This is a genomic window from Bacillus sp. V3B (assembly GCF_024494465.1).
Classification (GTDB): Bacteria; Bacillota; Bacilli; order Bacillales; family Cytobacillaceae; genus Bacillus_BD.
The window spans coordinates 42226-66886 of record NZ_JAETXM010000018.1; the positions used below are offsets into that span (position 1 = coordinate 42226).

Genomic DNA, 24661 nt, shown 5'->3' on the forward strand with positions numbered 1-24661 from the left:
GATTAACGTATCAAACGGAATACAAGGGGAATGCGGTATTCTTCTCCCTCATATGCCTTCACTGCAGCGATAATCGTAAATATTAAAGCATAAATTCCTACCAACCAAATCGTTAGGAGACCAATTAACACAATCATGAGAATAGTACTTATGATTGAGTAAACCGAATAAGTGATTAAAAAATTAAAATACTCTTTTCCGTGATAGTCGATAAATGTTGATTCATCCTTTTTGATTAACCAAATAATAAGTGGCCCGATAAAAACCGTAAAAAAGCTAGCTACATAAAGCACAGTAGCTAAAACCCGTTCATCTCTTGACGGCATAGAAAAAATCCCCCTTCATAAAAATATTTTCGTTATAAGTCATCAATAATTCCTTCAACCTTATTATAAATCCATCCCATCTATCATACGTTTTTTTATACAAAAAGATTCATTATTTTCTTGCTCATGACCATCCTTCTATGTTCTTGTTTTTCTCCTATTGAATATATCGATGGTAACCAAACTGTATGTCTAATAAAAAGTAAATAAGCTGCATTTTTTCAAAAAAACATTAAAAATATTTGCAATATACGTATAAATTTTAAGGTTCCTTGTTCTTATTTTATAACTCACAGGTATTTTTTAAATTTTATATTTCTTTCACAAATTTTGATTCCTTTACATATAAATACCTCAGTTCGATTGTCGAAAAAACGCCATAATCTTTACGTGAAATTTACTCTAATACTATTTTCTTTTTACATGATTTTTTGTAAAATAAGATTAGAAAGATGTTTTTTATTTCTGGATTAATTAGTTTTCAGAAAACATCTATCATTACTTTTTATTGAAATAAAATACCATATTGTGTTTAACAGTAGCAGGGAAGGCAAATGGTGCGCCACCAGTCAAACTGGTTCTAGTGGGTTCGATTCCCACCCCGAAATTTTTTAGTAGGATAATAAAAAATTTCGAGGGTGGGGCTTACGTCTCTATTGGTATGGAGAAAATCTGCCCTCAATTTGGAGGGGTTAACCATGCTTAAGAAACGTGATCTTCACGAATGCCATGAATTATTTGACTTAATGACACATCCTGATGTCTTCCCTTTTGTACGTCATAAAGCAACCTCATATGATGAATTTTTATTTGTCACGAAACAAACGATTGAAGCAGAAGAACGTGGAGAGGTTATTTCGCGGACAATTCTTGATGAATGGGGTTCTCCAATCGGGGCGATTAGTTTGTATGATATTCAAGAAAATGCAGGATTTTTGGGTACTTGGCTTGGCAAGCCGTATCATGGAAAAGGATATAATCAACGTGCGAAAGATGCCTTTTTTGAAGAAATCTTTTATGAGTTAGGCATCGATACGGTCTTTATGCGTATCCGTATGGAAAATATCCGCTCACAAAAAGCTGCTGAAAAACTTGCATACACCATCAACGCAAAAAACTCACGTAAATCCTTATACGAGCAATTGAGTGCAAATGGTGGTACTTTTCAATTATTTGAAATTCCAAAAGACCTTTATACATTCCACACATTAAGAAGCAATACCGGAGAAGAGTCACAAAGATTGGAAGCTTAATTGTTAAAGCGGTTGACCGTACAGGGTCAACTGCTTTTTTCCATTAGAAAATTATGAGGCATATGAGTAAAATAGATAGCAACGGTCCATTAAAAGAAATACAAATTGATAAACATATCTTTTTCAGTGCGTACCGCTGATATGTGGTATAATGCTTTTTTGTAGTTGATAGACAGAAAGAGGAATGGCATATGATACAAACAGATAGCAAGAAAGCAAAGCTCCACCAATTAATGGTTATTTTGATCCCTATTTTAATTACTCAGGTTGGTATGTATTCAATGAATTTTTTCGACACAATGATGTCTGGACATTATAGTGCCAAGGATTTAGCAGGCGTTGCCATTGGATCGTCACTTTGGGTTCCCATTTCCACCGGTTTAACTGGCATATTAATTGCCATTACACCCATTGTTGCCCAATTAATTGGAGCAAACAAGGAAAAAGAAGTAAGCTTATCTGTTATCCAGGGTGTATATGTTGCCATGATGATGACATTCCTTATCCTTTTAATTGGTTCTTTTGTTCTTAATCCTATTTTAAATGGAATGGAACTTGAACAAGGAGTACACAAAGTTGCACATGATTATTTAATTGCCATAAGTTTTGGGGTTTTCCCATTATTTATTTACAATGCCCTTCGTTCCTTCATTGATGCGCTTGGAAAAACACGCATTTCCATGCTCATTATATTATCAGCTTTACCTATAAATGCATTCCTTAACTATCTATTCATATATGGTAAGGCCGGATTTCCTGAACTAGGGGGTGTAGGTACTGGGTATGCGACCGCCCTTACATACTGGATTCTATTACTTTTTTCAATCGTTATCGTATATAAACAAAAGACCTTTTCACATTATCAGATTTTTCGAGGATTGCGCTTTGTATCGCTTAAAAAAATGGGAGAAATCTTACTAGTGGGTATTCCTATTGGTTTATCCATCTTTTTTGAAACTAGTATTTTTTCTGCCGTTACTTTGTTTATGAGTGAATTTGATACAATTACCATTGCTTCACATCAAATTGCAATGAATTTCTCATCTTTGCTTTATATGATTCCTTTAAGTATTTCAATGGCTTTAACCATTTTGGTTGGCTTTGAAATTGGAGCCAAACGATATCACGATGCAAAACAGTATAGCTGGCTAGGTGTAATAGTTGCCGTGATAATGGCGATTTTCAGTGGATTGATTATCCTTTTTCTCCGAACAGAGGTCGCTTCTATGTATTCAAAAGACCCTCTAGTAATCGAATTATCTATACAATTTTTGCTCTATGCCCTTTTCTTTCAGCTTTCCGATGCATTTCAAGCTCCGATTCAAGGTTCCTTACGCGGCTATAAAGATGTGAATGTTACATTTATCATGTCGTTATTATCCTATTGGGTCATTGGTCTTCCTTTAGGCTATGTATTAGCCAAGTTTACACACTTAGGTCCTTTCGGATATTGGATTGGACTCATCGCTGGTTTAGCAGTTGGCGCTATTTGCCTGTCAAGTAGGCTCCTCTATATCCAGAAAAAAATAGACAAACATAACACAGACAAATTCCTTAACAAAACAGCCTCTTAAAAAATCACTAGCCTTTCTAATAAAATAACAAGACCACATATCCCAGTCACTAGCGAAAATGAAAGTTGGGTATGTGGTCTTTTTTATTTATACGGAACATTGATCATTTGATTAGCAATTCTTTCTTAACGGTTAGGCATTTATTTGCATAGAATACATTATACAATTTTGCCTTTTTAGTTCCTTTTCTTAGTATGATTTATTTTTGACTCCTAAGTTTTGAAAATAATGTTTGTTTGATGAAAGGAAGTATGTACAATGTTTCCGTGGAATTCATTTCCTTTTTCTAAAGAAATACAATCAAAAATGCAACATATGAAGCCTGAAGAGATCAATCAATATGTACAAAATATAATGGGTAAAATGTTTCAATCTTCTCCTTCTAGCGAGGTGAATCCCCAGGATATTCTAAAAGATTTCTCTGGGTTCCATCCATTTCACCAGACCCAGGATAACGTTTCAACACCAAATCATGACAACAAATTGAACTATTCCGTATTCGAAACACATGATCATATCTTTGTTCGTATTCAAATGGAAACAGAAGATTGGTTAAGACAATTAAAATTGACACATACATCCCATTTGCTTATTCTTGAGCACATCCCTGAAATAGGTGATAAACATTCCATTCCGTTGCCTTCCCTTGTGCAAAAAAAAGGAACAACTGCCAAATTTAAGGATAAAATCCTCGAAGTAAAAATAACAAAAAATATAGATATCCAATATTCAGAAATTGATATAACAGAAATACTATAAATGAGAATTTTTGTCATTCTTCTAATATGTATCCTTTCACCTTTTCATTTTCTATTTATCCTTATTCATTCATGTCATGGCCATCCATGTCAGTCGATGTGTCATCTTGGCCATGTACATCTTCCATTTCGGTGGAGGAACTATTATTCTCTATTTCGCTTGGTTGTCCCACTATAAATTCTTTTTTTGGCATATAATGCATATTTTCAGCGGTTACATGGGCATACACATAATAAGTACCTTCCCTTGAGAAACTTTTTACTAGTTCGTAGACACCGTTACTCTTATGCTCAACTACTATTTTCTCATGATTTTCATCATGCGCTCGCCATATTTCAAACTCCACTTCATCAGCATCTGTCACTTCTTTTTCTCCATAGGACACCTTTGCCGTAAAAGTTACTGATTCATTTACATTTCCTTGCTCCGGATTAATAGAGAGCTTTACATCCAGAATTTGTGGAACGACACTCGTTTCTTCTATTTCTTCTGTTTCTTTTGTTTCTTTTGTTTCTTTTGTTTCTTCATTAGATTGTGAACATGCTGCTACACTAGTGAAAATGATGAACCCCAGAATCGATAATACTAACTTCTTTTTCATCCCTATATTCCCCTTTTTTGTTCATACGATGAATTCCTATCCATTCTATCATAATCATCCATATTTGCGAGAAAAATCAGAACTTTACACCTGTATTTACCTTTTTACAAATGTTCCATGATCTCAAGATGAAGTTTGATAAGTGAAACTTTCTCTTCATTTGTAATCGAAGACTCGATGATTCTTTTTGTCGCAAAAATATATTTCTCAACATGCGAACGACGGACACGCGGATGACTGTTTTCATCTTTTAATTCGCGAAGAATCGCTTCTTTTAATACATCTTCTTCATAACCAGCCTCAGCCACCAAGCTCCGATTATTCCAAATAGAACGATAAGCATTTAATAAACTTGCATAGTCTAAATGATCTAGCATTTCATTCACCTCAAATTATTTCTTCTCAGCTATATTTTTACATATATAAAAGGACAGTTGCGAAGAATAAGTCTAATCGAACAATAGAAGGAGCCTATCATGACTACACCTTATCGCTGCCCTAATTGTAAAACGAATAAAAGTCGCTTTAATTTAATTCAACAAATCCCTCAATCCGTTAAGATGGACCCACATACAGGAAATATCCTCGAACAGTACACACTAGAGGAATTAAGTCCTTTTCATATGGCCTATAAAGGTCCAGAAATAAAAGTGCAATGTGCTGCTTGTGGGTTAATTGAAGATGAAAAAACATTTGTGAAATTTGGAGAAATGAAGTAGCAACAAAAATCTTTTATGACCTTTCTGATCCTTACATTGAAAGAAGCCCCAGTCTATTCCCTTCCGGAGCTTCTTTTCTTTTATCCCACTCTTAGCAGACAGTAAGCCCACACTGAAAGAAATTCAGATGGAACAGATTTATCCTCCTTCTAACGCTGACAACTGTCCGTCAATCTGATTCCAATCGATTTGCTCACCAATAAACACTAAATTCAGCGGCATATTCATATACTCTTTCATATACAGCGGCATACCGTATGAATACTGAAAAAGAAATGGATAAGTACCTTCTGAAAACTTCACATACCCTTTGATCCGATAAATTGTGTCAGGCATATTTTTCAAAAAGTCTTCGAAGGCTGTTTGATTGATCGAATGCTTAAATTGATAAACAAATGAGCGTAAATGAAGATCTGTATGTACATGCTGATAGTTACTGATGGCATTCTCGTTGAACCCCATTTTCCGCACTTCACGAACCGGAACTTTTGAAAAAGACGTCAAAATCGCAAATGCATGTGGATTGACGGAACCCATTTCCATACTTAACTTTGCTTGTTCATCTGCAGAACAAGTATCTGTTTTATTAACCAGCAATAAATTAGCATATTTCACTTGCTCCAATAGTAATTGCTGAACTTGTGGACTCAAGCTTTTCCGTTCAAGAAATTGTTTCCCATCCACAATCGTGATAATTCCTTTAAACTGAATACGATCAGCAAAAATAGGTGATATAACTGCATCCAGCACCTCAACCGGATGGGCAACACCAGTCGCTTCAATATAAATAACTTCTGGCTTTGACTCCACAAGCAGTCCTTGCAACTGTGCTTCAAGCTTGTCTTGAATTGTACAACAAATGCAACCATCTAACAGCTCTTTTAATGGCACATCCTCACCTACAGCACCCGAATCAATTGACACATTGCCTAGCTCATTCATTAATACAGCCACTTTACGTCCTTCTCTTTTTTCTTCTTGTAACAAGTTTTTCAATAACGTTGTTTTTCCACTTCCAAGAAAGCCAGATAATAAATAGACTTCTGTTTTGTTCATATACAAATCCCCCATTATTGCCATATGCATCATTATATATCGTAAAACTGGCAAAAAGGGGCTGTCCCATAAGGTGTCTGATATCCACAAAATTACTTTCATCTAGGATCATGTTCAATCTATTGATACTAGATAGTGTATTGTGATGTCTGACACCTTTACTTTGGGAAAGCCCCTTTTTGTTATTTAAGAAACAATTGATTTAATAACTACATATAATCTTCAGCTTTAACAACTTCCGCTTTTGTTTTTATTGTGCCATTTTCTCTTTTAATACTTCAACCGCTTTTTGAATTTGCGTATCATTATCCTTAATTTGTTCTCGCAAACGCTGCATTAATGTAACCGTGGAATCTCCAGTTAGTATTCCTGTTACTTCAAGATTTTCTTTTGTTTGAAAACCCTTGACAGCCTGTTCGGTTTTTTCATCGTAATATCCATCTTCTCTTCCAGGATTATATCCTAACGCCATCAACATTTGTTGTGCCGTTTTCACTTCTGTAGAGGTTGTGGAAAGCTTAAGCTCATTGTCCGGATTTAATAAGGTAAGGGATGCATATGGTGGTAAGGATTCTTTTTGATCAGGAGTAATCCCTTTCTCATGAATCCAATTTCCATTCGGCGTTAACCACTTTTGAGTCGTAAATTTAATATTGGATCCGTCAGGGAAATCCTGTGCTTGTTGCACCGTTCCCTTCCCAAAAGACGTTTCTCCAACAAGTGTTGCATTACCGGACTCTTTAACAGCAGCAGCTAGAATTTCTGATGCACTCGCACTTCCTTTATCAATCACAACAACTAACGGTACATTTAGATTATCTTGACTACTTGAGGATTTAATTTCTTCTATTTTGCCGTTGCGGTCCTCTACTTGTAAAATCATCTCATTGTCTGGTAAAAATAGACTTGATATTTTGATTGCTTGATCTAAAAGTCCACCCGGATTTTGTCTTAAATCAAGAATTAAACCTTCCATCCCTTGATCTTGCAAATCCTTTAAGGTTGTTACAAGCTCTTCTGCGGTATTTTGTGAGAAAGAAGTGATCTGAATTTTAGCAATTCCTTCTTCTCCTTCTACCATCTCACCATAAACAGTTTCAATTGGAATCGTATCTCTAACAATCGGAACCTCCATCACTTCATCCATACCTGGACGTTGTATCGTTAATTTCACGGTTGTTCCCTTTTCTCCACGAATCAACAAAACAGCTTCTGTGGCACTCATGCCTTGTATACTTTCCCCATCCACACTGATCACTTTATCATTCGGTTTCAATCCTGCTTTTTCAGCCGGTGATTCTTTTATAGGAGAAACAATCATGATATAGCCATCCTGCTCCTGAATCTCTGCTCCAATCCCTTCAAAAGAAGAAGAAATACTATCACGAAAGCCTTTCGCTTCACTTGTGTCCATATAATCAGAATAAGGATCATCCAGTGAATCGACCATTCCATTGATAGCTCCACTAATCAACTGGTCTTGATCCACTTCTTCAAAGTAATTATGTTTCAACGTATCAAAAGCTGAGTATAGCTTGTCAAATTCAGTTCGATTCGTCCCTACTGAAACTGCTTTTTCATCGCCAAATGCCAGGGCAAATGTTGTTATTCCCGCTGATAGAAAGACGACTAAAAACAAAAGCATGATAAAATGAAATTTCTTCATACGAATGAACCCAGGTTTCGTATCTTGAGTTTCTTTATTTACATCTTCATTCTCCAACCCATTTCACCACTTTCATCACTAACTAACGATTGTATTCATACGCAATTCTAATCCCTACTGTTTAGAATAACATTTTTATAATCATTTTAACAAAAATAATAGTACAACCCCTAAAAGGACAGAAAATTAAAACTAAATAAACTTATGTATAAGCAACAAAAAGCTGGACTCTATGCCCAGCTTTTTGCTCCTGTCTTAACGGACAATAAGATCGCCATTGTTGAAAGTCTTCTTTATATTTTCTCAACGATATGGAAAAACTCTTCTAACGTTAAATCTTTTTCATATATTTCTGTTGCTTCCTTCTCCCCAACATAGCGATAATGCCAAGGCTCATAATCATATCCCGTGATCTCTTCTTTTCCACTTGGATAACGAAGGATAAAACCAAAGCGATGGGCATTTTCCATTAGCCATTTTCCTTCTGCTGTTTCACCAAATTTTTCTGTCAGCCCAAAATGATTACTTTCACTCGAAATATCCATCGATAATCCTGTCTGATGTTCACTATTCCCAGGAAACGCAACCAATAGAGCTGCCTTCTCATAGCCTACTTGATTGACTTGTGCATCAAATATCATTTTTTGCCTTTCATATGAACGATATCCTGACACTGCAAAAAGATATAATCCATTCGTTTCTGCTTCTTCAAACATTTCCTCTAATGCATCTGCAGCTTCTATACGTAATAAACTTTTATCATCTTCTTCATCTCCAAAAGAAAACCTAACATTGGGACGGACAAGATCATCTGCCCTATAGCCATCTGGCAGGGCAAATTCCTTATTAACGAGAACCATTCTATTTGTGGGGTTTTGAATGATATTTTTCCCATCCACTTGCACAATATCATTAAAAAAAGCCGCCTCTAACGACATTTGATCTTCAGTAATCTTAGATTCAGTTTCTCGATCATTGTTTTCCTTGCCTTTACTGTCTACTACTTTTTCTTCTTGTTGTTCTTCTACTTGTTCATCAATAGGTGATTGTTCATCCTGTTGTACAGATCCCGTACTCTTTTGAGAAAAAGGAATTTGCGTACGCAGCGTATCCAAATTACAACCAGAAAGAAGAGCTACACTCCCGATTGCTATTATTAATTTTTTCATAGTAATCCACCTATCTATTAAAATCTTCATTTCCTATTCTATCATTTTTTCATCTAAAAAGAATAGAAAATTGTAGAAAAGGTGAAATATAGAAAAAAAAGGAAGCATCTATATATATAAATTCAACTTGTTAAATCAACATAAGAAACGGTTGGTCAACCTGCTTGAGCAAGCCTTTATGTATGTAGTAATAACAGCGAAGTGAAAAGGAGGTTGGCCGACCATTTTTATACTATGTCGAAAAATTAAGCTAGACTTATATATATAAAGAAGTCTTCCATCAGTGGGGGTTTTACTGCCCGTTAAGAGTGGGATAAAATATGACAAAAAGAGAGCTTTTAAGGCCCCCTCTTTCATTACTCTTTAATTGCGGCTTCTAGTGCCACTTCAATCATATCATTAAAAGTTGTTTGTCTTTCTTCGGATGTCGTCATTTCACCTGTTATAATGTGATCGCTGACAGTTAACACAGATAAGGCTTTCCGATCAAATTTAGCCGCTAATGTATACAGAGCAGCAGTCTCCATTTCAATCGCCAAAATTTGATAATTGGCCCATTTTTCCAATTCGGAATTATCATTATAAAATAAATCAGCTGTCAGTACGTTACCAACTTTCAAGTTTAAGCCTTTTTCTAACCCTGTATCATAAGCTTTTTTTAACAAATCAAAGTTTGCTGTTGGTGCGTAATCCACTCCTCTAAAGGTAATGCGATTCATTTGAGAATCTGTCGAAGCACTCATGGCTAAGATTACATCACGAACTTTTACATCTTTTTGAATCGCCCCACATGTGCCAACACGAATCAATTGCTGTACATGATAACTTTGCATTAATTCCGTTGCATAAATAGCAATAGACGGTACACCCATTCCGGTTCCTTGTACGGAAATTCGTTTCCCTTTATAAGTACCGGTATAGCCGAACATATTCCGAACTTCATTATACAGTTCAGCCCCTTCTAAAAAGGTTTCAGCAATATATTTTGCTCTAAGGGGATCACCGGGCAACAGAACTGTATCCGCAATTTGATTTTCTTTCGCACCAATATGTACACTCATTTACAACACCTCCATGTAAATCTTTTTTCACTATACCATATTTAAACAACCCATTTCATCTGCATGAAGGAGACTTAGACAGGCAAAACTATTCAACATAGCGTATCACACTCATAACGCTAACATAAACGCAATAGGCAGGAGGTTATTATGGGAAAAAAACATCGTAATCGGATTAATTCACCGAAAAAAAATAATCACACACCACCAGAAGCAATCATAGCTGAACGAGAAGCACACGGAAAAGAGTTTTCAGCCACAGGTGGCAGAAAAAAAAGTAACCCTGGTCAATGAAATATAAAAAAGACTAACCATCATTAGGATTTTCTTCATCCCCCACTGATGGTTAGTCACGCGAAGCCTGATTGGCTTTTCTAAGAACTGAAGCTCTTAGAAAAGACTTTATCGCCCTTATCGGATCTTTACGGGCAGTTTGATTCCCAACAATCCTTCCTCGATTCTCTCGAAGTTTTGAGGTAGGGGTCTTACTGCCCGTTAAGACGGGATAAAAGATTCCTGGTCAACGGGTAGCTAATCGTTGAAAATAGTTAAAGACCCTGAAAACAAATCCTTTTTCTAGCTATAAAAGGTTCATTTACTTATGAATACACAAAAGTGAGGGTATCCATGAACAACCCTCACTTTCTGACTCATTAGCATACATGAATTCGATTTACTCTCTTCCATCCACCTGGTCTTAATTGATAGTAAAATTGACCTTTTCGTCCTTCATCAATGAATAAGATGTCACCAGTGCCAATAAATCGACCTTCGAAATCAACCGGCATCCGATCCGGTGTATTAAAACGAGAGAATACATCGTACAAACACTCATCATGTGACATCCCTTCAACCTGTAATCGATATACCTGCTCATAGCCTTTTCTTTGTCTAAATACGGGTGTTTGAAAAATGGTCACATCGTATTCTTTTTTACGTGTCCGTATTAATTCCATCAACATTCACCATTCCTCCTCTATACGTTTCAAACATTCACATTTATTTACTCTAAGTATTAGAGAAGAAGCCTGTCGATTCCTTTAAAGAATCCCTTCTATTTTTGTCGACTTGTAAGTATTTTGAATAAAAAATAAAAAAGATGGTGTTTTTCACACCATCACGTACATAAATTAAGCGTATTTTTGCAGTAAGATACGTAGTTTTTGTGGAAATGTTGCTAGATCACTTATCGAAATAGAAGAACGAATATTTGTTTCATCCATTTCCAATGCTTCAGATAAAAACCCTTTCAAGCCACGTGCCTTACGGTCAATTTGAAAGTGCAAATCAGCTGAAGTTTGTGATGTTGGAAGAAAGACAAGCTCTAACTCATCTAATCGACCCCGGAAGACTCCTGACGTCGGAACAAATTCAAACTCTTGTATAAATGGTAAACGTCCACGTAAACTGCGGGATGCCTGCTCACACTCAACCTCACGCAAGCGAAAACCTAATGATGAAATACTATCTATGACTCCTTCCAGTAAGCGATTAGGTTTCACGTGAAGAAAATCTTTATCAGACGGATCGACTGCATTCTTAATATCAAGCCCTGTCGTTACCCACACTTTTGTTTTCCCAACCGTTACTGGTGTATCAAGCGGCAATTGGAAAGAAAAAGGAATCTCTCTTCGTTCATTAGCAGCTAATGTTAATGTTGACGCTAAACGAATACGCTCAATTGTTTCGGTAGCATAATACTTTTTATCATCTGATTCCTTTATATACTGAGTATTGATAGAAAGATAAATATCATCAATCTGTTGTTCCACATTTCCACCACGAATATCAACAATCCCTTTGATTTCCTCTCCTGGAACCACTTGATCTTTCTCTAACTTTGTATCAACTGTTGCCGCACCAATTCCAATACTTGCTAACACTTTATTAAAAAAAGACATCTTCTTTTCCTCCCCAACTGAAAAGCCCAAGCTCCTTTCCCACCCTAAAGTATAGTATAAGACGACCCTTCACAAAGGAAATTGTTCTTGGATTAGCTTATGACTCGAAGAGTTAGGATACTTGTGCTAGACAATAGTCTAAGTTTAAAAAGATTTCTTATACCTTAAAGAAATCTTTTTCAATTTCTTGGCATGATTGATAAGGTTCATCAATAGCCAATAATCTTCTAATAATCTTGTGTGCTGAGTCCGATAAATCAAGCTCCTCTTCCCAGCTTTTTTCCTTTTCATCTTCTAACTCATAAGTTGAATACAATAAGAACAATAGAAAATGACCTAATGCATAGAAGTCACTAATAGGAGATATTACCTTCTTTATCTGGTCAAGATGAAATGATGGAAAGTGATTTGAATTCCATCGGCGAGCTAGCCCAAAATCAATTACCTTTAATTGATCCTGAGTAATCATAACATTTGGAATGCGAATATCACGATGAACAATTCCATTATGATGAAGCCAGTTAATTATTTGAAGCAACTGTAACCCTATTTGAAAAGTCTCTTTCTCTGAATATGTTTTTCCTTCTTCGAAAATTAATTGCTCAAATGTTTTACCATTTACATGTTCCATTGTAAAGAAAGGTGTGCCATGGTATTGTCCCCTATTATAAAAAGCGGGAAAGAATGGATGATTCAATTCTTTTAACAGTTGTTGTTCTTGTTCAAAAGTTATTTTTCCTGCTTTGAATATTCGTTTATGTAGCCTCAATAGCTTTATTACAGCCTGACTTTGTTTTTCCCTGTCGTAAACAAGATAACTATTTCCATAACTACCCCTACCAAGAAATTCTACAATCTCATAACGCTCCTCAATCAGCTTACCCGATTTAAATGGCTTTTCTAATAGATCGGCTATTAAAAGTAAACCCCTTTTTATCATGATGACTTTTTCCTTTTCTCTTGTTAACTACTGAAAAAACTGCTCCTACTCGAGAAAAAGCTTCTGCTTCTCCGCTTTTTTTTATAATATCCATGACCATATTGGGAATGTCGATGATGATTATGGCGTTTATAAGCATCACTGGAGCTTCTATATTTACGATGTGATGAACTATTCAGTAACGATTTTATTATTTTTTTAAACATTCACTTTCCTCCCCTTAAATATCTTTCTACTATACGAATCGTCATTGATATTGGTTTCATCTTTTTATTAAGAAAAACAAAAAAATGACGAGCGCACAACTCGTCATTGAGATGTTTGATCTAGTATTGATCAAAGGTTAGTCCAGAAATGCGAAAGAAATAACTTTTGTCTCTCCTCTTCGAACTGCCTAGTTTTTTATTTACATGCTCGATTCGGTTCTTTTAACAGTCATCAATAATTTCTTCATCTATAATACACTTTTCAATTAAATAATCAAATGTAATATCTGCGAGGTCATCTACTTCTCCTTCCGAAGGTGCATACCCTCTCTTTATTAACTCCTGAAAGAAAAACTCTGCAATTTCATCCGTATCTATAATGACCTCAATTTCTCTCACAGCGTCTCCCCCTTTATAAAAAATGTATGATCTTACTCCTCTTTATATGCCCGGATAAGCTTTTTATTTTTTAAATCACAAAAGACATTTTCCATGTGGACGAGCATACATTTAATTAAAGAGAAACATTCTTGGAGGGGATAAGATGATAAAGATTGCCCAAATGATCGAGAACATAAGAGAAGATGTAAACGAAGAAAATAGTGTAACACTCACCTTATTTAACAATATGCTTCAAATAAGCTTTAAAATATTAATATTCTTAGGGATCCCTTTTCTTATCTATGTGTTGATACTAGCGGATAAACTAAATTAAGCCTTTTTGTTATCATTCTTGGTTAGCCTTTTTAATTCGCGAATGGCCGCCCCCATGACATGTAAGTATTCTTCATCTTGGAACCATTCGTATAAAAAGCGATAATCATTGTAAATATCTAATAAACGATTAATCTGCTCATCCCGGTTCAGATCATCAGGTTGCGTTTCCTTTTTTTCAATTGAAAGCGCTAACTCTTTTGTTTCCTGTCCATTTTGGTTTTTAATAAAATAAAGAAGTCCTAATTTTTGCATGAAGGCTTCAGCATTTTCGACATCTGCTAATAAAATCAAATCCGCTTCACTTGCTTCCATCCATTCCCCGTCACCAAGACGGGCCAGTTCATAAATAATATCTTCCCATGAACGATCTTTATAACGCCAAATTTCTGTTCGAAACCCAATAATTTTATAAAAGTCAGGCCCCTGCTCTTTTATTTGAACAATGTCACCAATAAAAAATTTATATTCAATATCAATATGTTCTTTTTCCAAGATTTCTCCATCATATTCTGCTAACAATTGTAAACTTGCCTCTTTATACAATTCATTGCTTTTATTAACCTCATATACATAGGTTCCATCAACCCATTGAACGTTCGTTACTTTTCCAACCGTTCCATAAATGGTAATGACAACTGTATCACCGATTTGATATTTTGCTTTCTTTCTTCTTCCCATATCATCCCTCTCCTTAATATCGAAGCCGTTAAATGTAGTTAACATAGTATATGCAGGAGTAATCAATATGGAAATAATCAGAAAACATTTAATTTGGTCCATTATTTATGATGGCAAGCAACAAATCGAATAAGCGAAACAAACGCTATAGTTTTAAAAAAAGGATGGAGATAGGTTTGACTATAGTCACGATTCGTGAAATAAGTACAGATCCCAAGCTTCATCGAAAATGTTCATATTACTCATATAACTTCCGTTAAATTCAAGATACGAGCTTAGCTGATCATAGTCAGAAGAACCTTTAGGAAAGCTATGATCATGGTAGGCGTGATTTGCAAATAGACTAATTTCATCTTTCGGTTCCGGATGGCGATATCTCATCAGAAAATGATAAAAGGATTTTGCCATAAATACAACTCCTTTCAATATATGATGTTTTCTACTATAAAGGAAAGATATTAGTTACGTCCACTATCAATTTCATAGAATTCTCTCAAGAAAAAATAACCCGGGCTCAGCCGAGTTACGATATACATACAGAACCAATACCCTTTATCTATACTAGGAAGAGAAATCGAAATAATTTTTCTTTAATAGCCGGGGGGTCTTCATAAGTTCCTTGTACGTAATGGTTTTCGGTATTTTTTTTGAATCAACTAAAAACAATTGATCTTCAATTTCTTTTACTACTTCATCACTTTGAAATAAAGCACGACAATTGTCACAATAGAAAGATGGAGTTTCCGTGATTTCAACAGCCCTCGTGCCATCTGGTAATTCCCAAAAGACCGTATCCATTACCGATGAAAGTTCTCCTACTTCACACCATGGACAAATTTCCACGCTACTCATCTCCCTTTGTCTCTGGATTGATTTTTTTCTGTTGAGCTTGAAATTTTTTCTCTTTCAGTTCATCTCGTTTTTCCCGCTTGTCTTTTAATGTTTGATGTTCAGGATTTTGATTGTACTGCTGACGGCGATTGAGACGAGATAGACCTTCTGGAACCAGATTGAATTGTCTATCGTTCAATAATGAAGCAATCCCAGTTGCTGACTGTTTTCCATCCATATCTGGATAAATCTTTTCAAAATAATCTTCCGCTCTCCCTGACACATAATTTTCTGGTTCAGGATAAGTCGTAATGACCCCTTCAAAATTACGAAGTACGACTTTATCAGGATTTTGTGAAATTAAATAATTTGGCTGTAGCGCGATTTTTCCGCCGCCACCAGGTGCATCCACAACAAAAGTAGGTACTACGTTTTTTATAAGGTGTATAAATAAAAAAATAGGCTACTTTTATGTAGCCATCCCATATTTCATACTTTAGACTAATGTTTGGGGTAGTAACGTTTTTGTTACAGTCTTCTTTCATTAAAGCACCCATTAGCATTAAGTACATTACTTCACAAAATCAAAACTAATTAAACTCTTTAATATAAAAGTAGGTATTACCCCTAATGAAGTAATACCTTGTTGCTTTTAATGTAGTATTTATTTAATGGAAACACTTAAGGCTTTCACGAAGGAAGATTTATATTGATCTTCTCAACGAAAATCCATCTTTTTTTTTCTAGGACCTACAATTAATTTGATTGCTGTTCTATTTTCATTATTGATTAAAACATCAGTAAATGCAGGAACAAAAACCAGATTAACACCGCTAGGAGCTACAAATCCTCTTGCAATCGCAATGGCTTTAATCGCTTGATTTAAAGCACCAGCTCCAATCACTTGAATTTCTGTATTTCCTCTTTCACTTAATACGCCTGCAATTGCACCTGCAACTGAATTCGGATTTGATTTTGATGATACTTTTAATACATTATCCATATAAATTTTTCCCCCGTTATTTAATCGCTTGATATGATCGCTGGAAAGAATGTAATAACGTATCTTTAATAATATTCAAATTCAAATCAAACAGAACTATTGAACTTATTCCTTTGATACTTTTTGTGTTATTCCTGCACCTGTGCTGGAATAACAATTAAGCATCCATTTTTAAAGGAATGCACCCGTTTGTTTAATAAGAAAAAATCCTACTTCTTATCGTTACGGTTTAAATAAAACCTCTCATCCAAGTCTGAGTGGGAACCATTGTAATCCATACTCTTGTCTATTTCGTCCAAGTCAATATCTGTTATACCATCATCATCTAATTCGCCTATAACTGTAATTAGTCTTAAATCTTTATCTGGAGTACCTAACAATATTGCCTTAGATTGAAAGGTGTCAAAGCCACCTTCTTCGGCAAGATGCTCCGTTAATATTTCTAAAATGTCATCTTGATTGTATTTAAAAATCTTTTGTTTCTTTTTACTCAATATTGCCGCCACCTTGTTGTAGATTTGCCACCGTTAGTTCATAAACAAAAAATTTATTTAAAATCACATATAGTAGGATTAACGAATGGGGGTAAAGTTTCACAAATAGTTTTATGATTAGAGAACTTTGTGTTATTAGAAAGTGAAACAATGTAATCAGAGTCGTACCCTATCCAGAATACACTCACTTCTTCATCAATTTTCACTACCACTGCTTCACCTTCCCAATCGCCTTTCCATTGGCGTTCTTCTACCCGAAAAATATTTTTATTTGTTGACCAAGTAACTAAGTCATTACAACTGCCAATAGAAATAAAAATTGGAAAAATCTCTCGAAATTCGTTTGCATTTTTGATTTCAGTAACAGATATAGACAGATTAGTATTATTAGATAAATATTTGTAATCAATATTCCATTTTCGGCATAATTCCTCGTAATCTTCTTTCCAGTATGAAGGAATTTCTGCACAAAAATATATTGGAAAGGCTTTAATACGTTCCATCCATGAAAGTACAAAATTAGTATCAAAATTAGGATTACTTTCAGGAAGATAAAACCCACCAATTGAAACTACATATAAAGGTTTTTCCTCAATGGCAAACGGAAAAAATCCACCAGCATCAGGTTGTGAACTATAATAATACTCAGGATAATATCCTATTTCTACTTTCATTTTGATTTACCTCCGATTATTATATTTCAAATTATTATACCGTTTACTTCTTCAACAAAATGTTCCGATACTAAAATAGCGAACTGCTGCTATTCAGCAATCGCACCCCGATAATTTAAGTGTAATTCTTCACATATATAACTATTTAGCTTGTTAGTTGAATAAAAAAGCAAGAGAATCGCATTCCCTTGCTTAAATAGTATTATTTAACCTCTTTTTTTAAGGGAAATCCCTAATGATGCCAATCCTGCAATCAATGCTGCAATAGAAAGGTAAAGTGGAACATTGCTGGAGCTTGTTGTTGTTTCCACATCAGTTGCTTGTTCTTCTGTGGCAGCGTGATCATCAGAGGAAGAATCCGTTGATGTATCTCCCCCATGTCCATGAGCAGATGATGCATCAGCTGGATTTACTACGGTAACGGAAGCTGGCTTATCAGCATCTGGTGCCCCGACCCATTCAACTACACTGCCATCGCTGTATGTTTGATACGCTTTCCAAACTATTTCTGTCGCATCATCACCAACTTTTCCTTGCATATTAAATTGACCAAATTCAGTTGGTGATAAACCTTCTCCATCCGTTGTCCATGTAACACTTGTAATTTTACCAGTATCATCCTTTTGTAATTCATATGTCCAGCCTGCTTTTGGTTCAAAACGAGTAATATTTACTTCTTCTGGGAATTTCACTTCCACTTTTGTTGTTGGAATCTCTTCGCTTTCAGATGGAACTCGGACAGTAAATACTTCATACTTACCTTGTGAAGTTTCCTTCGGTTGTACAGTTACATGAGCACTTGCCATGCCTGCAAAAAGAGTAACTGCACCAATCATCATTGAAAGTGTTAACATTAATAATTTTTTCATCATAGAATCCCCAATCTTTTTTTCGTAATTTTAATAAACAATGAATTCCCTACTAAATACGTTCTCATTATCCTCTGAATCTAATATTTGAACTTCCGCTGTCCAATTTCCCGCAAATGGTAGATATTTCCCGTCTATCATGTATTGAACATTATTGGACTGTTCCAATTGAGTAAAAGGTACTTGTATCGGAGCAACATCTGGATTGTCTTTATATTTTAAAAATAGCTCAATCCGTTTAATCTCGATACCTTCTTTATGAGAATTTGCTATAACCATGAAATGATTGTTGCCTGGTACCTTTGGTAAGATCGATGTCGTGAATTCAATGTAATTATCTCGTTCGTGCCACTCTAGAGGTTCGTTTTGTGGGAGTGGATTTAAGTGAGTAAAGACACCAACAATCCCCAAAATAACAATCATCAAACTAAAATCGATTTTCAGCAAGTTCCCTATTGAATTTTCCCTTTTCTTTTTCATCATATATCGTAAAATTCCACCAATTACAATGACAAATAAGACTAAGGTGACCTTGACGAGAAGCATTTTTCCCCATTGCGTATAAAACAAATAGTGAACTTCAGGTAAAAAGATCAAAGTGGAAGAAACTCCAGTCACAATCAGAACGAGTATACTTATCAATGCAACTTTAGAAAAAGTGGAAAGGAATTGTCTAACATGTTCTTTCTCCTTTTTCCAATAGACTAGGATATATAAAAGACCTCCTGCCCAAATTGCAACTGCAAGTAGATGGATTATATCTAATGAGATTGTACGAATTGGTGGTTCGAATGCCATCGCATGTCCGTTCACACTCTTTGCTACTAGAATCATAAATACCCACAATAGATTCAACCATTTGAAACGGAATAATATAGCAAAACCTAAAATAGATAAAAGCACTGACAGAGCCAAAGATATACCTGTTGTTGTGCCTGTTAAAATAGACCATATTTCTGCTAGAGTCCATTGATCAAGTAATACTGCGAATTGTAATAGTCCCATTCCAACAGTTGTAATGAAAAGGGTAATTTGTAAATAGAAAGCTCTCTGTCTAAAGTCCGCCCTCATTTCTCCCTGTTCCATTTTGTTTATGGTACCCCATACAATCCATCCAGTAGTTAGGATTAATGCAATATAATAAAGAATTCTTATTATCGAACTAAAAGCGTTAAACAGAACTGAACCATTATCTTCATGTAAAATAAGTTGGTTCAGATCCCTTTTTAAAACCGTTTCTTCTCCTATGGAAACTACATAAGAACCTTTAATGGGATGACCATCCGATGATAATACGCTATATGATATTGCATAGTTTCCATTAGGAAGGATAGGCAAAGATTGCCTTATGTATTTTTGATCTTTACTCATCTCTGTTTTACTATTGCTAACCATGTCCCCATGTTCATTAAATACCTTAATCGAATAAAGTTCTCTTTCAAGTCTTTCATTAAACATAAGAACAATTTCTTTTGGTGAAGACTTTAATTGACTATCTGGAGCAGGTGTAGCATTTTCTAACAACGCATGAGCAAAGACTCCTTGAGGAACCGTAAGAATGAAAATAAGAGAACATAGAATTAAAATATTTCTTAATAAATATTTAATCATGTTGACAGCAACTCTTGCCCTTTTTAATTCGCCCAGTTACTTTACCCATCACTTCAATATATGTTTCAATTGTTCCGCCAAATCCCCGAACAAATCCTTCCGCATGTTCTCTTTGATTAAAGGGAAGAACTTGAGGCTGACAACAACTCAAGTCGACAGTTGTTTCCATTACAAACCAAGCATTTTTAGCACTTATGGTTGTATTTGTAAAAAAATCACAACACAAAGTCTCAATTACTTCATCCCCAAGCATTTGATGACGTATTAAGCCACAATGAGTACAGCAAGTGGTTTCAACCCTGTTTTTTGTTAAAATTAATCGAAAGGACAATCGGTGATTAATACTCCTATGGCATACTACACATTCATTACCATTCGATATTTTAGCCTCCCGATTAACCAGACTTATTCCACCGAATGATTTCTCAACAAATCCTGACTCAACCATTGCTTTAATATCCCTGTGAATAGTCATCTCTGATACTTTGAAGATTTCGCTTAACTCGGAGATTTTAAGAGATTGTCGTCTAACAATTAGTTCTTTAATTTTTTTCTGCCTTTCGCTCGCTAACAATTAATATCACCTACCTCTGTCATATGCTGTATTAATTCTAAATTCATTTAAAACAAAATATAACAACTTTAAACAAATTTTAACATTTTGGGTTATCACTAATCAATAATAGAAACCATACTTTTTGTGACAATAGTATGACTTTCCCTTGTTTCACTATCGCTGCCATTTAGTTTAAGTACAATCCTTCACAATCTCATCTATATTTTAACTTAAATACCTAGTTTTCATTAATGGTGTTATTCAACAATCATGGACCGATTGCTGAACAAGCAGGGATGGAGAGCACCGATTTAGCCAAAAACTTAACTTTTTTTATATACCATCTCCCGTCTCCTGGTCAATCCCGAAGGGATAGGATACTTTTGGCGCACTAAAAAAGCCATGACTTTACATCATGACTTTGGCTAACTTTACTTTTCAATTGTTTCTAGAAGTTCTTTTAATTCGGGATTAAAGCCTTTAATTGCTTTATCTCCAACTACGGTAACAGGTACACCCATAAAGCCAAATTTTTCGACTTCCTGTTGATATTCCACACTTGACATTACATCTCTTACTTCAAATGAAATTTTTTCCTCTTCTAGCATTTGTTTAACATAGTTGCATTCTACACAACCAGGCGTGGAATAAACGATGACTTGTTTGCTCATGCGTTCAGAGCCTCCTTGATCGAATCTCTTGTAATTTTCCAATGAGAAGTATTCCAAGAAACTTTCCCATCATCAAATAGCAAGATTTGTGGAGATTCATGTTTAATTTCAAATTCTTCAGCAATATGATTTGATACAGGTCGATCTTCTATTACCAAGACCATTGCAGCAGAAGTAGTTTCATTTTCATTAACAAATGATTGAAATTCTTCATTCGCTTTGGCACTGATTGGGCAAGTTGTGCTATGTTTTAATAGCAAATGTTTCCCAGGTTGTTGAACAAATTCATTTAATTCTTCAATACTTTTAAGTTGTTTTATTGACATCATCTGCACCATCCTGCTTTTCAATATAATATTTTCGTTCATAAATTTATCATAATGGAAGATACTTTACTAATGATGTGACTCGTCCACATAGGAACAACCCTATTAACAAAAACGTATGTCTATTGTAAAACACTGCTATTAAAAGGATTATGAGTTGATGACAAAATTACAATTACGAAAAACTTCCATTTAGATTCTTTCTTTAAGGCTTTTTTCTAAGAGATTGTTGATTTGAAAACGAAAACTGTTGAAGGTTGATTGGAACGGATTGCGAGACCCCTGCTTAGAGCAGCGGGACAGGTGAGACTTTATCATCATTAGGCTGCACACTTGCAACGTCATCCCTTTGCTTTCTCTAGATAAAAATTTGGTTTAACTAACTAAGGGAAATAAATAGTGTTATTTTTATATAGACTTTGTTAAATTTTAAAGTTGATTATGTAAAGTGACAGTAATGTTATTTAATTTTTAAACCTCAAATACGTATAACCCCGTTCTGATTTTAAGACGGGTTAAAATAAAGTTGTTTAACTTTTAATGTAAAACACTTTACTGCACTTAAAATATAACAATAAAGTCATTTAAAACCAAGTGATCTTCCATAATCTCCCCCGATTGCGGAAGATCGAAAAATATAAAAAAGCTTCAAAAATCAACCTTTAATTATTTTGCTAACGCCCCCATTAGTTTAAGTACAATAACTGACAATCTTTAAACTAATTTACCTTATTTTTTAAGTCAATGATAATAGGTTCAAGTTCAATTTCAATATTCCCTTTTCCATAATTGAGACTAGCAATTTCAATAGGCTGTATGATGAGTTGACTAGCCCCCTCTTTAATCGTACCAAAGTCGCTTGTTCCTTTATATGTTTTATAGTCATCAGTTGTCTTTCCACCGCCACCAGTTCCATTCTTATATACATTACCGAGGTCATCTGTTACACGGAAAACAGGTGTTACACTTTCCCATTCTTTAAGCAGTTCATCTGAAACCACTTGTTTATAGCTAATCACAGTGGATACATCAGTGAACTCAATAGATTGAAGTGTAAAGCTTACACCTTCCTTCTGAATGGTTTGATTTACTAGCTGAAAATCGCCTTCCAAACGATTTAATGAAAAGGCAAATGACCAATCCCCTTTTACCTCTAAATCATTTGATGGACTGTAAAAGGATTCAGGCTGCCAGGTGACTTCGATTGTTTCTGGGTGTTGGTTATCTTTGAAATCAGGAGTGAAAGTGTACATTCCCACATAGCGATTCTCGCTAATTTTCGTAAATCTAATTCCACCGCCACTAACACCACTTGCTTCTCGAACATAAAACCAGTTCGGTGCACGTACTCTCATGTGTTCATCAAAATTATGATCGGTTTCAATGGCGAAAGACACGGTAACATTTGTTCCGTCATAAACGGCATTGTCTATCATGACTGTAACACCATTGCTTGTGTCTGCAAGACCAATATCCGTAGAAAAGTTTTCAAAATTTTTGTAGTGTTGTTCTTTGTCATTAATAAAATGAATGACATTATCCATAAATGGAATTTGTGATGCAATAGACGGAAAAGCAAAAGCAACGAAAGTGGTAGATAACCCTAAAATCACTATTGCTGCTAATGAATTGATTAACCATTTTGGAACCTTTTTTCTTTTTATTAAATGAACTGGCTTATGACGTATTTTCCCTCTTGGTATGCTAGTGTTCTCCTTATTCTCATCAAATTCCATTTTTTCTATATCAGCTAAAATTTGGTTTCTCAGTTCTTGTTTTTTCGTTTTCCTCCACTTAAAATCGGATTCCAATTTCTTTAAGGAATTGTCAAAATCAGAGTTATCAAATTGTTTCTTCATCCAAATACCCCTCCTTTCTTAATTGTTTTCTTAGAACGGGCAAGGCCCTAAAGAGTGTTGATTTGACTTTACTCTCAGACCAACCTAATATCTTCGCAGTGTCTTCTATGGAAAAGCATTTTATTTTTCTAAGAACGATTACCTTTCTGTATGTATCTTTAAGTTTCTCTAACGCCTTATAAATTTCATAGGATTCCTCTCTTATTTGAATGACCTCTTCGGGCAATGGGTGAGTATCTTTTTGTAATTGAAATACTTCTTTAAAGAGAAGTGAGGGTTTACGTTTCCTTAAAAAATCTACTGTTAAATTATGTGCAATACTAAAAAGCCAAGTTTTTTCACTGGAATGATGTTTAAATGAATCATAATATAGATAAGCTTTAACGAAGGTGTCATGAGTTAGATCCTCCGCTTGTTGATAATCTTTAACCATCAGGAGTATAAAGCTTAAAACGGACTTACTGTGCTGGTCATACCACTCAGCTATTTCCTCTTTCTTATATGCATTCAAATTTTCACCTCCTCTCCTTTGGATTTTCAATACTTAGACGTAATAGTTATCAAAAAGTTGTGGTTTAAATCAATATTTATCGAAACATCCATTCTGAATAATAACAGAGATTAAGCTTTTGCTTATCACCTTGAAATACCGACGACAGTAGTTGTGTGTTCTTGACATACTATCCTTCGCAACTATCCGCTGGCAGCAACAAAAAAGCGTTCCTGTATATTACAGAAACGCCCCCGTTAGCTTAATAAATATTTTTTGGTTCTACTTTTTCTCCATCTGGCAAAGGTATTCCATTGAAATTCAATTTATCTTCGGGATTTGGCAAAGGTAAAAGTGCATTAGGTTTGTTCTCTTTTTTTAGGAACTCCTCCAATTCTTTTTCCTGTTGTTGTTTTTCAGCTTTAGAAAGTTGATTGTTGTATATCTTCTCTTCCTTGCGTTGATTTTCACTGCTATTTGCAGTTTCATTAAAAGCTCCACTAATAATGGGTAACACAGCGAAAACAAAGACCAATGAACACAATATGAAAGATAACTTCTTCATTTTTAGCTCCTTTTTCATTTTTAAGATTACATTATTTTTATTATATTCACTGCTTGTCCTAAACTTCCCTTCTTACACTAAACTGC

General features: G+C 35.0%; 31 protein-coding genes and 3 pseudogenes. 6 read left to right on the plus strand and 28 right to left on the minus strand.

Annotated features, from left to right (window positions below; all coding sequences use genetic code 11):
* Positions 1–2 precede the first annotated feature (2 nt).
* On the minus strand, positions 3–326 hold the full coding sequence (locus JMM81_RS17090) for a DUF4870 domain-containing protein (protein WP_256242774.1): 324 nt from the start codon (positions 324–326) through the stop codon (positions 3–5).
* Between the two features lie 698 nt (positions 327–1024).
* Here JMM81_RS17090 and JMM81_RS17095 point away from each other — a divergent pair.
* From JMM81_RS17095 to JMM81_RS17105, 3 genes are all read left to right on the plus strand, one after another.
* A complete protein-coding gene (locus JMM81_RS17095; RefSeq protein ID WP_256242775.1) occupies positions 1025–1579 on the plus strand; it encodes a GNAT family N-acetyltransferase in 555 nt (184 codons plus the stop codon).
* Between the two features lie 191 nt (positions 1580–1770).
* On the plus strand, positions 1771–3153 hold the full coding sequence (locus JMM81_RS17100) for an MATE family efflux transporter (RefSeq protein ID WP_256242776.1): 1383 nt from the start codon (positions 1771–1773) through the stop codon (positions 3151–3153).
* Positions 3154–3411: 258 nt separating this feature from the next.
* Entirely contained in the window at positions 3412–3912 is a 501-nt protein-coding gene (locus JMM81_RS17105; protein WP_256242777.1) for an Hsp20/alpha crystallin family protein, read from the plus strand.
* Between the two features lie 61 nt (positions 3913–3973).
* Here the strand turns inward: JMM81_RS17105 and JMM81_RS17110 are convergent, their stop codons facing one another.
* Both JMM81_RS17110 and JMM81_RS17115 read right to left on the minus strand, forming a co-directional pair.
* Positions 3974–4513 carry a FixH family protein gene (locus JMM81_RS17110; protein ID WP_256242778.1) on the minus strand — a complete coding sequence of 180 codons (540 nt, stop codon included), beginning with the start codon at positions 4511–4513 and terminating at the stop codon, positions 3974–3976.
* A 104-nt stretch (positions 4514–4617) separates the two neighbouring features.
* Complete coding sequence (locus tag JMM81_RS17115) at positions 4618–4890, minus strand: hypothetical protein (RefSeq protein ID WP_256242779.1); 273 nt, start codon at positions 4888–4890, stop codon at positions 4618–4620.
* A 99-nt stretch (positions 4891–4989) separates the two neighbouring features.
* Here JMM81_RS17115 and JMM81_RS17120 point away from each other — a divergent pair, with 99 nt between their 5' ends.
* Positions 4990–5232, plus strand: a complete 243-nt coding sequence (locus tag JMM81_RS17120; RefSeq protein ID WP_256242780.1) for a DNA alkylation repair protein — start codon at positions 4990–4992, stop codon at positions 5230–5232.
* Positions 5233–5370: 138 nt separating this feature from the next.
* Here the strand turns inward: JMM81_RS17120 and JMM81_RS17125 are convergent, their stop codons facing one another.
* The 5 genes and pseudogenes from JMM81_RS17125 to deoD all read right to left on the minus strand — a co-directional run bounded on the left by JMM81_RS17125 (position 5371) and on the right by deoD (position 10184).
* Positions 5371–6288, minus strand: coding sequence for a CobW family GTP-binding protein (locus tag JMM81_RS17125; protein WP_256242781.1), 918 nt, complete (start codon positions 6286–6288; stop codon positions 5371–5373).
* Positions 6289–6538: 250 nt separating this feature from the next.
* Complete coding sequence (locus JMM81_RS17130; protein WP_375162409.1) at positions 6539–7954, minus strand: lmo1851 family serine protease; 1416 nt, start codon at positions 7952–7954, stop codon at positions 6539–6541.
* Between the two features lie 364 nt (positions 7955–8318).
* Positions 8319–8892 (minus strand): annotated as a pseudogene (locus JMM81_RS17135) (M15 family metallopeptidase); the annotation flags it as partial.
* 177 nt (positions 8893–9069) lie between these two features.
* Positions 9070–9153, minus strand: a pseudogene (locus tag JMM81_RS23145) (lipoprotein); the annotation flags it as partial.
* A gap of 326 nt (positions 9154–9479) precedes the next feature.
* Entirely contained in the window at positions 9480–10184 is a 705-nt protein-coding gene (gene deoD / locus JMM81_RS17140) for a purine-nucleoside phosphorylase (protein ID WP_256242784.1), read from the minus strand.
* Between the two features lie 150 nt (positions 10185–10334).
* On the opposite strand from deoD, the gene JMM81_RS17145 reads away from it, so the two are divergent.
* Positions 10335–10478: a hypothetical protein gene (locus JMM81_RS17145; RefSeq protein ID WP_256242785.1), complete on the plus strand. Its 144-nt coding sequence runs from the start codon at positions 10335–10337 to the stop codon at positions 10476–10478.
* A gap of 359 nt (positions 10479–10837) precedes the next feature.
* Here the strand turns inward: JMM81_RS17145 and JMM81_RS17150 are convergent, their stop codons facing one another.
* The 5 genes from JMM81_RS17150 to JMM81_RS17170 all read right to left on the minus strand — a co-directional run bounded on the left by JMM81_RS17150 (position 10838) and on the right by JMM81_RS17170 (position 13630).
* Positions 10838–11146, minus strand: a complete 309-nt coding sequence (locus JMM81_RS17150; protein WP_256242786.1) for a YodL domain-containing protein — start codon at positions 11144–11146, stop codon at positions 10838–10840.
* Positions 11147–11314: 168 nt separating this feature from the next.
* On the minus strand, positions 11315–12085 hold the full coding sequence (locus JMM81_RS17155; RefSeq protein WP_256242787.1) for a sporulation protein: 771 nt from the start codon (positions 12083–12085) through the stop codon (positions 11315–11317).
* 157 nt (positions 12086–12242) lie between these two features.
* Entirely contained in the window at positions 12243–13025 is a 783-nt protein-coding gene (locus tag JMM81_RS17160) for a serine/threonine protein kinase (protein ID WP_256242788.1), read from the minus strand.
* A 23-nt stretch (positions 13026–13048) separates the two neighbouring features.
* On the minus strand, positions 13049–13231 hold the full coding sequence (locus JMM81_RS17165; protein ID WP_256242789.1) for a hypothetical protein: 183 nt from the start codon (positions 13229–13231) through the stop codon (positions 13049–13051).
* Positions 13232–13453: 222 nt separating this feature from the next.
* Positions 13454–13630, minus strand: coding sequence for a YozD family protein (locus JMM81_RS17170; RefSeq protein WP_256242790.1), 177 nt, complete (start codon positions 13628–13630; stop codon positions 13454–13456).
* A 145-nt stretch (positions 13631–13775) separates the two neighbouring features.
* Between JMM81_RS17170 and JMM81_RS17175 the strand changes: the two genes are divergently transcribed.
* Positions 13776–13946 carry a hypothetical protein gene (locus JMM81_RS17175; protein WP_256242791.1) on the plus strand — a complete coding sequence of 57 codons (171 nt, stop codon included), beginning with the start codon at positions 13776–13778 and terminating at the stop codon, positions 13944–13946.
* On the opposite strand, the gene JMM81_RS17180 is transcribed toward JMM81_RS17175, so the two are convergent.
* The 15 genes and pseudogenes from JMM81_RS17180 to JMM81_RS17250 form a co-directional block, all read right to left on the minus strand.
* A complete protein-coding gene (locus JMM81_RS17180; protein WP_256242792.1) occupies positions 13943–14626 on the minus strand; it encodes a hypothetical protein in 684 nt (227 codons plus the stop codon). The two genes, JMM81_RS17175 and JMM81_RS17180, sit on opposite strands and share 4 nt — an antisense overlap.
* A 186-nt stretch (positions 14627–14812) precedes the next feature.
* The gene (locus JMM81_RS17185) at positions 14813–15034 is read right to left on the minus strand and encodes a YozE family protein (RefSeq protein ID WP_256242793.1); all 222 of its coding nucleotides are present in this window, start codon (positions 15032–15034) and stop codon (positions 14813–14815) included.
* Between the two features lie 153 nt (positions 15035–15187).
* Positions 15188–15469, minus strand: coding sequence for a YokU family protein (locus JMM81_RS17190; RefSeq protein WP_375162408.1), 282 nt, complete (start codon positions 15467–15469; stop codon positions 15188–15190).
* Between the two features lies 1 nt (position 15470).
* Positions 15471–15887, minus strand: a pseudogene (locus tag JMM81_RS17195) (lysine 2,3-aminomutase); the annotation flags it as partial.
* Between the two features lie 288 nt (positions 15888–16175).
* The gene (locus tag JMM81_RS17200) at positions 16176–16460 is read right to left on the minus strand and encodes a stage V sporulation protein S (protein WP_256242795.1); all 285 of its coding nucleotides are present in this window, start codon (positions 16458–16460) and stop codon (positions 16176–16178) included.
* A 209-nt stretch (positions 16461–16669) separates the two neighbouring features.
* On the minus strand, positions 16670–16954 hold the full coding sequence (locus tag JMM81_RS17205) for a hypothetical protein (protein ID WP_256242796.1): 285 nt from the start codon (positions 16952–16954) through the stop codon (positions 16670–16672).
* Positions 16955–17007: 53 nt separating this feature from the next.
* Entirely contained in the window at positions 17008–17628 is a 621-nt protein-coding gene (locus JMM81_RS17210; RefSeq protein ID WP_256242797.1) for a hypothetical protein, read from the minus strand.
* A gap of 206 nt (positions 17629–17834) precedes the next feature.
* Positions 17835–18500: a YcnI family copper-binding membrane protein gene (locus tag JMM81_RS17215; RefSeq protein ID WP_309143504.1), complete on the minus strand. Its 666-nt coding sequence runs from the start codon at positions 18498–18500 to the stop codon at positions 17835–17837.
* A gap of 27 nt (positions 18501–18527) precedes the next feature.
* Positions 18528–20108, minus strand: a complete 1581-nt coding sequence (locus JMM81_RS17220) for a copper resistance CopC/CopD family protein (RefSeq protein ID WP_256242798.1) — start codon at positions 20106–20108, stop codon at positions 18528–18530.
* The gene (locus JMM81_RS17225) at positions 20101–20682 is read right to left on the minus strand and encodes a DeoR family transcriptional regulator (RefSeq protein WP_256242799.1); all 582 of its coding nucleotides are present in this window, start codon (positions 20680–20682) and stop codon (positions 20101–20103) included. The genes JMM81_RS17220 and JMM81_RS17225 overlap by 8 nt, the downstream gene beginning before the upstream one ends.
* A 413-nt stretch (positions 20683–21095) precedes the next feature.
* Positions 21096–21335 carry a glutaredoxin family protein gene (locus tag JMM81_RS17230; RefSeq protein ID WP_256242800.1) on the minus strand — a complete coding sequence of 80 codons (240 nt, stop codon included), beginning with the start codon at positions 21333–21335 and terminating at the stop codon, positions 21096–21098.
* Positions 21332–21661, minus strand: coding sequence for a bacillithiol system redox-active protein YtxJ (gene ytxJ / locus JMM81_RS17235; protein WP_256242808.1), 330 nt, complete (start codon positions 21659–21661; stop codon positions 21332–21334). Before ytxJ ends, JMM81_RS17230 begins: the two co-directional genes overlap by 4 nt.
* A gap of 719 nt (positions 21662–22380) precedes the next feature.
* Positions 22381–23520: a DUF4179 domain-containing protein gene (locus JMM81_RS17240; protein WP_256242801.1), complete on the minus strand. Its 1140-nt coding sequence runs from the start codon at positions 23518–23520 to the stop codon at positions 22381–22383.
* Positions 23504–24031: an RNA polymerase sigma factor gene (locus JMM81_RS17245; protein ID WP_256242802.1), complete on the minus strand. Its 528-nt coding sequence runs from the start codon at positions 24029–24031 to the stop codon at positions 23504–23506. The genes JMM81_RS17240 and JMM81_RS17245 overlap by 17 nt, the downstream gene beginning before the upstream one ends.
* Before the next feature lie 241 nt (positions 24032–24272).
* On the minus strand, positions 24273–24575 hold the full coding sequence (locus tag JMM81_RS17250) for a hypothetical protein (RefSeq protein ID WP_256242803.1): 303 nt from the start codon (positions 24573–24575) through the stop codon (positions 24273–24275).
* Between the last annotated feature and the right edge of the window lie 86 nt (positions 24576–24661).

Coding starts and splice junctions, on each gene's coding strand:
- JMM81_RS17100 (WP_256242776.1), top strand. CDS start 1,771: ATGATACAAACAGATAGCAAGAAAGCAAAGCTCCACCAATTAATGGTT.
- JMM81_RS17145 (WP_256242785.1), top strand. CDS start 10,335: ATGGGAAAAAAACATCGTAATCGGATTAATTCACCGAAAAAAAATAAT.
- JMM81_RS17105 (WP_256242777.1), top strand. CDS start 3,412: ATGTTTCCGTGGAATTCATTTCCTTTTTCTAAAGAAATACAATCAAAA.
- JMM81_RS17165 (WP_256242789.1), bottom strand. CDS start 13,231: ATGTTTAAAAAAATAATAAAATCGTTACTGAATAGTTCATCACATCGT.
- ytxJ (WP_256242808.1), bottom strand. CDS start 21,661: ATGTCAATAAAACAACTTAAAAGTATTGAAGAATTAAATGAATTTGTT.
- JMM81_RS17240 (WP_256242801.1), bottom strand. CDS start 23,520: ATGAAGAAACAATTTGATAACTCTGATTTTGACAATTCCTTAAAGAAA.
- JMM81_RS17185 (WP_256242793.1), bottom strand. CDS start 15,034: ATGGCAAAATCCTTTTATCATTTTCTGATGAGATATCGCCATCCGGAA.
- deoD (WP_256242784.1), bottom strand. CDS start 10,184: ATGAGTGTACATATTGGTGCGAAAGAAAATCAAATTGCGGATACAGTT.
- JMM81_RS17160 (WP_256242788.1), bottom strand. CDS start 13,025: ATGATAAAAAGGGGTTTACTTTTAATAGCCGATCTATTAGAAAAGCCA.
- JMM81_RS17130 (WP_375162409.1), bottom strand. CDS start 7,954: ATGAAGAAATTTCATTTTATCATGCTTTTGTTTTTAGTCGTCTTTCTA.
- JMM81_RS17120 (WP_256242780.1), top strand. CDS start 4,990: ATGACTACACCTTATCGCTGCCCTAATTGTAAAACGAATAAAAGTCGC.
- JMM81_RS17095 (WP_256242775.1), top strand. CDS start 1,025: ATGCTTAAGAAACGTGATCTTCACGAATGCCATGAATTATTTGACTTA.
- JMM81_RS17175 (WP_256242791.1), top strand. CDS start 13,776: ATGATAAAGATTGCCCAAATGATCGAGAACATAAGAGAAGATGTAAAC.
- JMM81_RS17250 (WP_256242803.1), bottom strand. CDS start 24,575: ATGAAGAAGTTATCTTTCATATTGTGTTCATTGGTCTTTGTTTTCGCT.
- JMM81_RS17200 (WP_256242795.1), bottom strand. CDS start 16,460: ATGGATAATGTATTAAAAGTATCATCAAAATCAAATCCGAATTCAGTT.
- JMM81_RS17155 (WP_256242787.1), bottom strand. CDS start 12,085: ATGTCTTTTTTTAATAAAGTGTTAGCAAGTATTGGAATTGGTGCGGCA.
- JMM81_RS17220 (WP_256242798.1), bottom strand. CDS start 20,108: ATGATTAAATATTTATTAAGAAATATTTTAATTCTATGTTCTCTTATT.
- JMM81_RS17210 (WP_256242797.1), bottom strand. CDS start 17,628: ATGAAAGTAGAAATAGGATATTATCCTGAGTATTATTATAGTTCACAA.
- JMM81_RS17230 (WP_256242800.1), bottom strand. CDS start 21,335: ATGAGCAAACAAGTCATCGTTTATTCCACGCCTGGTTGTGTAGAATGC.
- JMM81_RS17125 (WP_256242781.1), bottom strand. CDS start 6,288: ATGAACAAAACAGAAGTCTATTTATTATCTGGCTTTCTTGGAAGTGGA.
- JMM81_RS17110 (WP_256242778.1), bottom strand. CDS start 4,513: ATGAAAAAGAAGTTAGTATTATCGATTCTGGGGTTCATCATTTTCACT.
- JMM81_RS17150 (WP_256242786.1), bottom strand. CDS start 11,146: ATGTTGATGGAATTAATACGGACACGTAAAAAAGAATACGATGTGACC.
- JMM81_RS17215 (WP_309143504.1), bottom strand. CDS start 18,500: ATGATGAAAAAATTATTAATGTTAACACTTTCAATGATGATTGGTGCA.
- JMM81_RS17180 (WP_256242792.1), bottom strand. CDS start 14,626: ATGGGAAGAAGAAAGAAAGCAAAATATCAAATCGGTGATACAGTTGTC.
- JMM81_RS17115 (WP_256242779.1), bottom strand. CDS start 4,890: ATGCTAGATCATTTAGACTATGCAAGTTTATTAAATGCTTATCGTTCT.
- JMM81_RS17090 (WP_256242774.1), bottom strand. CDS start 326: ATGCCGTCAAGAGATGAACGGGTTTTAGCTACTGTGCTTTATGTAGCT.